An 11,983-nucleotide genomic window follows, 5' to 3' on the forward strand; every position below is an offset into this window, starting at 1 on the left:
ATGACTAATAAAGTGTTGCTAAACGGCCGATTTGTAGAGGAACAAGAGGCACTTGTGCCTTATAATGACAGAGGTTATAACTTCGGGGACGGTATTTATGAATACATCCGAATTTATGATGGTCACTTCTTTACTTTACAAGAACATTTTGAAAGATTTTTAAGAAGCGCATCTGAACTGAATATTGATTTAGATGAAACGATCGAATCACTAACAGAAAAAGCAGAAGCACTTGTTAAAGAAAACAACGTAGAAAACGGCGGCGTTTATATGCAAGTGACACGCGGTGCTGCACCGCGCGACCATGCGTTCCCTGGTCCGGATGTCAAACCGCAAATGATGGCATTCACAAGAAGTTACGGCAGACCGTTAGAAGCATTAGAAAACGGAATCAACGCTGTAACAGTTGAAGATATCCGCTGGTTGCGCTGTGATATCAAAAGCTTGAATTTGCTTGGTAATGTATTATCAAAAGAATATGCTGTGAAATATAATGCTTCAGAAGCAATCCAACATCGCGGCGAAACTGTCACTGAAGGAGCATCAAGCAACGTATATGCAATTAAAGATGGTGTGATTTATACTCATCCGACTGATAATTTCATCTTGAATGGTATAACTAGAAAAGTAATCAAACGTATTGCAAATGAGCAAAATATTCCATTTAAAGAAGAAACATTTACTGTAGATTTCTTGAAACAAGCGGATGAAGTTATTGTTTCAAGTACTTCAGTTGAAGTCATGCCGGTAATTAAATTGGATGGAGAAGCGGTTGGAAACGGACAAGTCGGTCCGATTACTCGCCAATTGCAAAAAGGATTTGAACAAAAAATAAATGAGAGTCATTAATTTAATGATTTTTACCAACTGACATTAAATTTATGGTATAATTTTTAATTGTCGCCGCTAAAAAACTGAAATGTTTTCATTAGCGAATAAGAAAGTAAAATGTGTCTTTTTGTTTCTCATTTTTGGTTGAAAAGAAATGTTAAAAATTATAGAATTAACAATGAGTGCTACGAACGGATAATTGTTAAAAATTGGTAAAAGAAATGTAAAATATGGCTCTTGATCTACGATTCTAGAGCCATTTTCTAATTGAAAGCGAGGTGAACGTGTTGGAGCAGTTCTATCAGTTAGGATGGACTTTAGATTCTGCTGGAGGAGCTTCCGGAGAGGCTTACATGGCTGAACAAGATGGCCAAAAGCTGTTCTTGAAAAGAAACTCAAATCCATTTATAGCAGCATTGTCTGCTGAGGGTATTGTCCCTAAGCTAGTTTGGACGAAACGAATAGAAACAGGGGAAGTTGTCACAGCGCAGCATTGGAAGAATGGCAGAGAATTAACATTCGAAGAAATGACGCAAACAAGAGTTGCCAAGCTGTTGAAGAAAATTCACAGCTCAAAAACATTGTTAACAATGTTAAAAAGAATGGAAATGGAACCAATCACACCTGACATTCTTTACAATAAAATCAATACCTCGCTTTCAAGACAAGTGCTTTCGCATCATGTCATACGAAAAGCTTTGACTTATCTTGAAGAACACAAGCCTCATTTGGACCCTCGCTTTTATACAGTTGTTCATGGTGATGTGAATCATAATAATTGGTTATTATCAGATCGAGATGAACTTTATTTAGTAGACTGGGAAGGCGCAATGTTAGCAGATCCGGCCATTGATATTGGAATGCTGCTTTACAATTACGTTCCTCACAGTGAGTGGTCAGAGTGGCTTGAAAAATACGGCTGTAAAGAGTCTATTGATTTAAGCAAGAGAATGAAATGGTATACAGTGATACAAGCAATCGGTCTTGTAGAATGGTCTGAAGAACAAAAACGCTTTAAAGATATGAATATTTGGCTGAAATTCTTAAATGAAGTTATGAACAGCAACGTATTTATTTGAGGAGACAAATTAAATGAGATTAAGAAATAAACCTTGGGCAGAGGATTATTTGCGCAAACATGATAATGTGGTAGATATAGACGGCGCACATGCTGGCGAGATGTCTGCTTGGTTCGATAAAGAACAGCCGATTTATATCGAAGTCGGTTCTGGAATGGGGCAGTTCATTACTGAACTTGCTGCGTTGCATCCAAACATCAATTTTGTTTCTTTAGAAAGAGACAAGAACGTAATGATTCGTGTTTTAGATAAAGTACTGGAAAAAGGCTTAACTAATATTAAATTGATTTGCAATGATGCAATGGAACTGACAGACTACTTTAAAGAAAGCGAAATTGATCGCATTTATTTAAATTTCTCAGATCCATGGCCTAAGAAACGTCATGCAAAGCGCAGATTGACGTATCACACATTTCTAGCGTTGTATAAAACAATTTTGAAAGCAGAAGGCGAAATTCACTTTAAGACAGATAACAGAGGATTATTTGCTTATAGTTTAGAAAGCATGTCCCAATTCGGCATGTACTTTACAAAAATCAACTTGAATCTTCATGATGAAGACGATGAAGATAACATTGAAACTGAATATGAAAGAAAGTTTGCGGACAAAGGTTCTCGTATTTACCGAATGGAAGCAAAATTTCATCAATAAGCACTGCATTCTTATGAATGCAGTTTTTTTGTGCGTTGATAAAGTTTGAAAATACGCAATAATCGCCCTATACTTATACTATATAACTGAACGTAAGGGTGATGCAGGTGAAATTAGGTAAATACGAATTGCATTATTTAAATGGCGGAATGACAAATATGGATGGTGGTACGATGTTCGGACCTGTACCAAAACCATTATGGGAAAGAAAAATACCGGTTAATGATAAGAATCAAGTTCCAATGACAACACATCCTATTTTAATCCGTACCGGCGAACAGAATATTCTTATTGATACAGGACTTGGAGAAGGAAAGCTTACGGACAAACAAAAACGCAATTTCGGGGTTGAGAATGAAAGCCTCGTTGCGCAAGATTTGAATGAGCTGGGTCTTAAGCCGGAAGATATTGATATTGTATTAATGACGCATTTGCATTATGATCACGCTTCAGGATTAGCGGATTTAGACGGTAATGCAATATTTAAAAATGCAATACATTATATTCAACAAGATGAGTGGCATGAATTTTTAGCGCCGAATCTTAGAAGTAAAGCTACATATTGGCCGATGAATCAAGGTGATTACCAAAAACGCATGATTTTATTTGAAGATGATATTGAAGTTGTACCTGGTATTCATATGTATCATACAGGCGGACACAGTTTTGGCCATAGTATTATCACGATTGAGAGTGAAGGAGAAAAGGCGGTACACATGGCTGATATTTTCCCATCTCATGCGCATTTAAACCCGTTATGGGTAACTTCTTACGATGATTATCCGATGCAGTCTATAAGAGAGAAAGAAAGATGGCTGCCTTGGTTGATAATGCAGGATTATTGGTTCTTATATTATCATGATGCTGCGTATTTTGCGGTAAAATTTGATAAAGACGACCATACCATCAAAGCAGCGGTTGAGCGAAATTAGTGGAAAAGCATTTAAAGGGTGGAAAGGTTAGAAAAGGGCATAAAAAAACAATGTTTCCGTTTTTTCGGAAACATTGCAGTAATAAGTATGCATACCAATATCATTAAACTTCTTTTATGTTAATGATTTTACCATTTGCGGCATCGGCGATGAATTCATAATTACTAACTTTGCCGCGGTTTTCAGTTGTTACACCGCCGCGATAGATTTCGTACTGAATCCCGTCTTGTTCAAATGGTTGAGGTTCTGAGACAATGTATGACCCTGTGACATTCATGAAGTAGCTTTTCACTTCTTCAATCAGCTTTTGAGGGTTATACTTTTTAGTGCCTAAAATAGTGAGGTAAGCTATTACACTGCCCAATAAAACTGTAATTGGTAATACTATCAATAACAAAATTTTTCTTCGAGACATCTCAATTTATACCTCCACTTACGTTATATAAGTATTCTACCATAACATAAGGGAGATAATGAATTATTAAGGAGCGATGACATAATGGAAATTGCAAGACAAGATACTTTAAAACATATTAAAGCTTTAACAGAATTTCATGGTGCCCCAGGTTTTGAACAAGACCTAAAAGCGTACATAAAAGAACAAATGGAACCCTATGCAGATACATTTATTTATAATCATATGGGCGGATTTTATGCGGTTAAAAAATCTAAAAAAGAAAATGCGAAAAAAGTTATGGTCGCAGCACATATGGATGAAGTAGGTTTCATGATCACTGATATTACGAAAAACGGTATGCTGCACTTTACCAATTTAGGCGGCGTTGCTGCTGATATTTGGCAAGGACAACGTTTAAAAGTCAAATCACGCAAGAATGAAATCATTACTGGTGTAGTTGCGAGTATTCCAAAACATTTCAGAACGGGAAATGAAGGACAGCCGCAGATCAAAGATTTAATGTTAGATATCGGCAGTGATTCAGCTGATGAAGTCAGAGCGAGAGGTATCGAAATCGGAGATTCAATCGTACCTGATACTGAATTTATTCAATTATCCGAGCATCGCTTTGCAGGAAAAGCATGGGATAATCGTTATGGTTGTTTATTGGCTATTGAAATTTTAAAATTATTTAAAGACCAAGAACTAGATGTAGATTTATACGTCGGCGCAAATGTTCAAGAAGAAGTCGGTTTAAGAGGTGCCCGTGCAGCAGCGGAACAAATCAATCCGGATATCGCATTTGTGGTGGATTGTTCGCCAGCGAATGATATGAAAGGTGTACAACAGCTGTCAGGCCAATTAGGCGGCGGTACTCTAATTCGTATCAAAGACGGTACAATGATTCTTAAACCGGCATTTAGAGACTACTTATTAGAACAAGCTCAGCAAAATGATATCAAAACACAATATTACATTTCTCCTGGTGGTACTGACGGCGGTGAAATTCACAAAGCCAACATTGGTATCCCGACTGCAGTTATAGGTGTGTGTGCAAGATATATTCACAGTTCTGACTCTGTATTTGATATCAGAGATTATTATTCTGCCAGAGCGTTGCTCAAAGCATCTATTTCTGCATTAAATGATGAAACAATCGAACGTTTACAATATTCATAAAATATAAGAAAGAAGTGAAGGATTTATGAAACAATTAGAATCAGTAGAAGCGTTTAATAATCTTAAAGAAGGTAAAACAGTCTTTATGTTTACAGCAGATTGGTGCGGCGACTGTCGTTTTATCGCACCGAGACTTCCAGAATTAGAAGAAAAACATCCTGAGTATACATTTGTTTCTGTAGACCGTGACCAATTTATTGATTTAGCTGCAGAACTCGGTATTATGGGTATCCCAAGCTTTTTAGTTTATGAAAATGGCGAACAAGTGGGCAGCTATGTAAGTAAAGACAGAAAAACAATCGAACAAATAGATGAATTTATCGCGAATATTTAAATAAAAATACCCTTAGGAAATTAACATTTTTTCTGTTCCTAAGGGTATTTTTACGGTAAACTATAAAAAGGTATGTAATTAGGAGTGTTAATTATGAATGTCTTTCAAATGAGAGATAAATTAAAAGAACGTTTAAACCATTTAGACGTAAACTTTACATTTAATAGAGAAGAAGATACCTTGCGCATTGCACGTAAAGATAATGGGAAAGGTGTAACGATTAGATTAACACCCATCGTTGCAAAATATAACGATCACAAAGAGAAGATTGTAGATGAAATTGTTTATTATGTTAACGAGACAATTCATCAAATGAGCGATCAAGCACATCAAGATATGAAAGATTTAAAAATTATGCCTGTCATACGTGCAGCAAGCTTTGAAAAAGAAACAAAAGAGGGCCATCCGTTTGTAATCGATAAACATACAGCAGAAACCAATGTTTATTACGCATTAGATTTAGGGAAGTCCTATCGATTAATCGATGAATCAATGTTAAAACAATTAAATGTCACTGCTCAACAAATTAAAGAGATGGCATTATTCAATATCAGAAAATTAGATACGCCTTATAAAACTGATGAAGTTAAAGGCAACATCTTCTATTTCATTAATACCAATGATGGATATGATGCAAGCCGCATTCTCAATACACCATTGTTGAATCAATTTGAAGAAAAATGCGAAGGCGAAATGTTAGTGGCCGTTCCGCATCAAGATGTTTTGATTATTGCTGATATCAGAAACAAAACAGGCTATGACGTCATGGCGCATTTAACTATGGAATTCTTCACAAACGGTCTTGTACCGATTACTTCATTGTCCTTAGCTTATGAAAAAGGACACTTTGAACCTATCTTTATTCTTGCGAAAAACAATAAAGACAAAAAAGGAAAAAGTCCTAATGTGGTTCAAGAATTAAGCGCAGTTAAAGATAATAAGAAAAATGACAAGAAATAAGGAGATCATACTATGAATTTATTTTATAACTTAAACGGTGTTGGAGATGTAGCATTTTTACAAGTTGAACCTGCAGAAGGCGACTTTGAATATACGACACATGGCGATGTTGTCAGAATTACTTTAGACAATAAAGCGGTCGGTTATAATATCTTTAATGCTTCTAAGCATTTATCAATTGAAGGCAACGGCTTTATTAAATTAACACCTGAATTATTAGAAAGTCTTCAAAAAGTTCTATCAGATGCAGGTGTTGAAGATCAATTAGATTCAGATTTATCACCTAAATTTGTAGTAGGTTATGTTAAAACAAAAGAAAAACATCCGAATGCGGATAAATTAAGCATCTTAAAAGTTGATGTCGGAGACGAAACACTGCAAATCGTCTGCGGTGCACCAAACGTTGAAGCTGACCAAAAAGTGGTTGTAGCTAAAGTAGGTGCAGTAATGCCGAGCGGTATGGTAATCAAAGATGCTGAGCTTCGCGGTGTACCATCAAGCGGTATGGTGTGCTCAATGAAAGAATTGAATCTGCCGAATGCACCGCAAGAAAAAGGTATTATGGTTTTATCTGATGATTACCAAGTTGGGCAACCATTTTTCGAAGAATAAAATGATTGGAAGGAAGTGACATTATGAACTGGTTTGATAAATTATTCAGCGATGAAGACGAAGAAGAAGTCTATCAAAGAAAATACAGCCAACGCAGACAAAAGTTAGAAGAAAAAGAACGTCGCCGTCATGCATTGCTGCCAGAAAATAATGATATTTACGAACGTCCAAAAGGTAATTTCAGATTTCCGCTGCATGTCAATGATGACGATAATCAAAGTGATGAATCAGAGACAGCATCCAATCATTCTGAACCAGGTTATGAACAAGCAGCACATACTGAAGAAGCTGCTTATCAAAAGCCCGACCATCGCCGTCATAGAAGACGACGTACATTTCATGATGATACACAAGAAGATAGTTCATTTCGAACTACACGCAGTTCACGTAAGGCATCACAAGCATCTGCACAGCGCACACAACCTGCATCAGAACCACCGAAAAGAGAAAACCAAAGCAGACGTGTGCAAAATTATTCTACGCGCTATAATACTAAAGATATCTATTATAAAAGCGGAGAATTTAAAGCAGAAGAAGTGCCTTCGGCTATTTTCGGTACGAAAAAGCGTCATCCATTAGAAAATGGTGTGATTCAACGTTCAAATCAACCATCTGAAGAAACACCAAAACAACATGGCAAGATTCCGACAGATCCTTTAAATGGTATGAGAAAATCTCAAGTTGATGCACAGACTGAAATGCATGAATCTAAAGATGAACAGCATGAGTCAGTGAATACACCGACTAACAATGCGAAAACAAATCGTACACCTAATTATTCTAAGGCAGATAATACGATTAACATCAATAACATTTATGCGTCTCAAATCGTTGAAGAAATCCGCCGTGAACGTGAACGTAAAGTCTTGCAGCGTAAAAAGTTCAAAGAAGCACTGCAGCAAAAGCGTGAACAAGAAGATACAAGTTCGATTCAAAAAGCAATTGATGATATGTATGCTGAACAAGCAAAACAGTATGTTCAAGATCCTGTTTTCCAAGAAAACGGCTTTGAAAAAGAGATGGAAGCCGAATCATCTCAACAAGAAACACCAGCTGAAACTGAAGAAACTAATCAATCTGAAACATCAATTGACACTAATGTATCAGCATCACAGTCTTCAGATGAAAATACTGTGTCAGAAGAACCGCAAGAAGCTTTTGATTATGAAGAAGTTGACTTGAACCAAGTTCAGAGTGTCCAAACATTGAATGAAGAAGATGTTAAAGTGGTGGATGATGAAACATTTGAAGCACAAAATGTTTCAGACGAAGTGTTAGCAGAATCTGATGCATCATCTGAAACTCAAGAAACAGAGTCTCAAGTCCAACCAGAAGTAGCAGATGCACAATATACTGAGTTAGCAGAATCTGATAAGGATAGTGACGCAGAAACACAAGCGGCTGCAGAGGCAGAAGCTGAAACTGCGGAACTTGAGGATGAAACAGAACCAAAAACATCTTCAGACGAAGACGATATTGATACAACGGAAACTTCAAATGCTGAGTATGCAGCACATGAAGATGAAGAAGTAACGCATGAACCTGTGTTAGCACCTGACAATAAAGAAGATCAATCGCAATCTATTTCAAACACGGATGAATCAGAAACAGAGTCAGAACATAAAGAAGAAAAAACAAATTATGAACCGCAGCTTAAACCAGATACTGTATCAAATGAGGCAGAAGCACAGCCGAAAGCAAATGCTGAAGATGTTTTAGAGTCAGAACCATCAGACGATGTACAAGAAAATCAAGATGATACTGAAACATCATCTGGTAACTCGACATCGCAAGCATCAGAACAAGTTTCAAAAGCTGAAGAAAAGCCGAAGGTTTCAAAACCAATTCGTAAAGGTGCAAAACCATTCAACGTGATGATGACGCCTTCAGACAAACGCAGAATGATGGATGCACGTAAAAGAAAGGCTGAACCTGTATTAAGACCTGATGACAAGGATAAGACACCTCAACAGCAATCAGCACCAACAGAAGCATCACAAGCTGCACAATCGTCTTCTGAAACGCAAACGCATCAAACGGAAGACAATGACCAGCAAGGTGAACAAGGTCACATCACAACAAGTGTGAATACCCAAAGAACAACACAAAATGGTGAACGTCATGATCAAAGCAAAGCACAAGCTGCTCAACAAGAAAATGCACATGTGCATGACCCTAAAGCAGTTTCAGTAAATGCGCCTAATGAACACCATCACGAAGGTATTCGCAGAGGACCTAATCTGAAATTACCGAGCCTAGACCTTTTAGACGAACCGGAAGTGCATGAAGTCGACCAAGAGTGGATTGATGAGAAGAAACAAGAACTTAATGATGCGTTCTTCTATTTCAATGTACCGGCTGAAGTTAAAAATGTTACGGAAGGTCCAAGTGTGACACGCTTTGAATTATCAGTAGAAAAAGGTGTGAAAGTTTCAAGAATCACTGCTTTGCATGATGACTTGAAGATGGCGCTTGCGGCTAAGGACATCCGTATAGAAGCACCGATTCCTGGTACAAGCTTAGTAGGTATTGAAGTGCCGAATGTATCTCCTACAAAGGTCAACTTAAAATCAATCATTGAAAGTTCTAAATTCAAGAACGCGGAATCAAAATTAACCGTAGCAATGGGTAATCGTATAAATAACGAGCCATTATTAATGGATATTGCGAAAACACCGCATGCCTTGATTGCAGGGGCAACAGGTTCAGGTAAATCAGTATGTATTAATAGTATTTTATTATCATTACTGTATAAAAATCACCCTGAAGAATTGAAGTTGCTGCTGATTGATCCGAAAATGGTTGAACTTGCACCTTATAACGGATTACCGCATCTGGTTTCACCGGTTATAACTGATGTCAAAGCAGCTACACAAAGTTTAAAATGGGCAGTAGATGAAATGGAAAAACGCTATAAATTATTTGCGAAATATCATGTGCGCAATATTACAGCGTTTAATAAAAAAGCACCATATGAACACCGATTGCCGAAAATCGTCATTGTCATCGATGAGTTAGCAGACTTAATGATGATGGCACCGCAAGAAGTAGAACAATCTATAGCAAGAATTGCGCAAAAAGCACGTGCTTGCGGTATTCATATGCTTGTCGCAACACAACGACCGTCTGTAAATGTAATTACAGGATTAATCAAAGCGAATATTCCAACTCGTATCGCATTTATGGTATCATCTAGTGTGGATTCTAGAACGATACTTGACAGCGGAGGCGCAGAACGTCTGCTTGGTTATGGCGATATGCTATATTTAGGTAATGGTATGAATAAACCAATCCGTGTACAAGGCAGCTTCGTTTCGGATGAAGAAATAGATGCAGTCGTTGATTTTATTAAAGAACAACGCGAACCTGAATATTTATTTGAAGAGAAAGAATTACTAAAACAAACAAAAGCGCAGCCGAAAGACGATTTGTTTGATGATGTCTGCAGATTTATGGTTTCAGAAGGCAATATCTCTACATCATCTATCCAACGCCACTTCCAAATCGGATATAATAGAGCGGCACGTATTGTTGACCAATTAGAAGAATTGGGATATATCTCAGGTCCAAACGGTTCTAAACCACGAGAAGTTTATTTAACTGCAGCTGAAATTAATGAGGAATAAGAAAGAAGGAGTTTAAGTATGACACACTATCATTTTGTCGGAATTAAAGGATCTGGTATGAGTTCGTTGGCTCAAATCATGCACGATTTAGGCCACGAAGTTCAGGGCTCCGACATCGACCAATATGTGTTCACCGAAGAAGCATTAAGAAATAAAGGGATTAAAATCTTACCTTTTAATCCAGATAACATTCAAAAAGGCATGGTTGTTATTCAAGGCAACGCCTTTTCAGATAAACATGAAGAAATTGTACGTGCAAAAGAATTAGGACTGGAAATTATCGACTATCCGACATTCTTAGGACATGTGATTGAACAATATACATCTGTTGCTGTGACAGGGGCACATGGTAAGACTTCTACAACAGGATTGCTTTCGCATGTGATGAATGGAGATAAAAGAACTTCTTTCTTAATCGGAGATGGCACAGGCTTAGGAATTCCTCAAAGTGAATATTTTGCATTTGAAGCTTGCGAATACAGACGTCACTTCCTAAGTTATCATCCTGATTATGCGATTATGACGAATATTGACTTTGATCATCCTGATTACTTTAAAGATGTTGATGATGTTACAAGTGCTTTCCAAGAAATGGCGCATAATGTTAAGAAAGCTATTATTGCGTGGGGCAAAGATGAGCACTTGCGTATAATTAAAGCAGATGTACCGATTTATTACTATGGATTAGAAAAAGATGAAGATATCTATGCAGATAATATCCAAATTACTGAACATGGTACACAATTCGATGTATATATAGATGGAAAATTTTATGATCAATTCTTATCACCGCAATATGGCGATCACAATATTTTAAACACACTTTCTGTAATCATGGTTTGCCATTTAGAAGGTTTAGATGTTCATAACATCAAAGAAGCATTAGAAACATTCGGTGGTGTAAAACGTAGATTTAATGAAACAAAAGTTAATAATCAAGTAATAGTAGACGATTATGCCCACCATCCTAGAGAAATTAATGCTACAATTGAAACAGCAAGAAAAAAATATCCGCATAAAGAAGTAGTTGCTGTTTTCCAACCGCACACTTATTCTAGAACGCAAGCATTCTTAAATGAATTTGCTGAAAGTCTGAATAAAGCGGACCGTGTTTACTTATGTGATATTTTCGGTTCAATTCGTGAACATGAAGGCAGCTTAACGATTCAAGATTTAATTGATCGCATACCAGGTGCGCAATTAATCGGGGAAGATAACGTTAATATCTTAAAATCATTTGATGGCGCAGTTATATTGTTTATGGGTGCAGGAGATATCCAAAAAATCGAACGTGCATATTTAGACAATCACGGCGTTACTAGTGAATTTTAATATGTTTATGTTAGAATATGTTTGGGTATTATGAAAAAATAAGACATAA

11 protein-coding genes are annotated in these 11,983 nt (G+C 36.9%); 10 read left to right on the plus strand and 1 reads right to left on the minus strand.

All coding sequences use genetic code 11. The features are described 5' to 3' along the window. The 4 genes from dat (at position 1) to C7N65_RS00580 (ending at position 3,494) form a co-directional block, all read left to right on the plus strand. A complete protein-coding gene (gene dat, locus C7N65_RS00565; protein ID WP_105992521.1) occupies positions 1-849 on the plus strand; it encodes a D-amino-acid transaminase in 849 nt (282 codons plus the stop codon). A 269-nt stretch (positions 850-1,118) separates the two neighbouring features. Then, positions 1,119-1,910, plus strand: coding sequence for a phosphotransferase family protein (locus C7N65_RS00570; protein WP_162912131.1), 792 nt, complete (start codon positions 1,119-1,121; stop codon positions 1,908-1,910). A gap of 13 nt (positions 1,911-1,923) precedes the next feature. Beyond that, positions 1,924-2,562 (plus strand): tRNA (guanosine(46)-N7)-methyltransferase TrmB, encoded by a 639-nt coding sequence (gene trmB / locus C7N65_RS00575; RefSeq protein WP_105992523.1) that lies wholly within the window; start codon positions 1,924-1,926, stop codon positions 2,560-2,562. A 107-nt stretch (positions 2,563-2,669) separates the two neighbouring features. Continuing rightward, positions 2,670-3,494, plus strand: a complete 825-nt coding sequence (locus C7N65_RS00580) for a YtnP family quorum-quenching lactonase (protein WP_105992524.1) — start codon at positions 2,670-2,672, stop codon at positions 3,492-3,494. Positions 3,495-3,597: 103 nt separating this feature from the next. Here C7N65_RS00580 and C7N65_RS00585 read toward each other — a convergent pair whose 3' ends face one another. After that, a complete protein-coding gene (locus C7N65_RS00585) occupies positions 3,598-3,909 on the minus strand; it encodes a hypothetical protein (protein ID WP_105992525.1) in 312 nt (103 codons plus the stop codon). 84 nt (positions 3,910-3,993) lie between these two features. On the opposite strand from C7N65_RS00585, the gene C7N65_RS00590 reads away from it, so the two are divergent. The 6 genes from C7N65_RS00590 to murC all read left to right on the plus strand — a co-directional run bounded on the left by C7N65_RS00590 (position 3,994) and on the right by murC (position 11,934). Then, a complete protein-coding gene (locus C7N65_RS00590) occupies positions 3,994-5,070 on the plus strand; it encodes a M42 family metallopeptidase (protein WP_105992526.1) in 1,077 nt (358 codons plus the stop codon). A gap of 25 nt (positions 5,071-5,095) precedes the next feature. Continuing rightward, a complete protein-coding gene (locus C7N65_RS00595) occupies positions 5,096-5,404 on the plus strand; it encodes a thioredoxin family protein (protein ID WP_105992527.1) in 309 nt (102 codons plus the stop codon). A gap of 93 nt (positions 5,405-5,497) precedes the next feature. Further along, positions 5,498-6,364, plus strand: coding sequence for a DUF1444 domain-containing protein (locus C7N65_RS00600; RefSeq protein ID WP_105992528.1), 867 nt, complete (start codon positions 5,498-5,500; stop codon positions 6,362-6,364). A 12-nt stretch (positions 6,365-6,376) separates the two neighbouring features. Then, entirely contained in the window at positions 6,377-6,976 is a 600-nt protein-coding gene (gene ytpR / locus C7N65_RS00605) for a YtpR family tRNA-binding protein (RefSeq protein ID WP_105992529.1), read from the plus strand. A gap of 23 nt (positions 6,977-6,999) precedes the next feature. Beyond that, positions 7,000-10,602 (plus strand): DNA translocase FtsK, encoded by a 3,603-nt coding sequence (locus tag C7N65_RS00610; protein ID WP_105992530.1) that lies wholly within the window; start codon positions 7,000-7,002, stop codon positions 10,600-10,602. Between the two features lie 18 nt (positions 10,603-10,620). Beyond that, positions 10,621-11,934 (plus strand): UDP-N-acetylmuramate--L-alanine ligase, encoded by a 1,314-nt coding sequence (gene murC / locus C7N65_RS00615; protein WP_105992531.1) that lies wholly within the window; start codon positions 10,621-10,623, stop codon positions 11,932-11,934. Positions 11,935-11,983 lie beyond the last annotated feature (49 nt).

Source organism: Staphylococcus simulans, assembly GCF_002994445.1.
GTDB lineage: Bacteria > Bacillota > Bacilli > Staphylococcales > Staphylococcaceae > Staphylococcus > Staphylococcus simulans_B.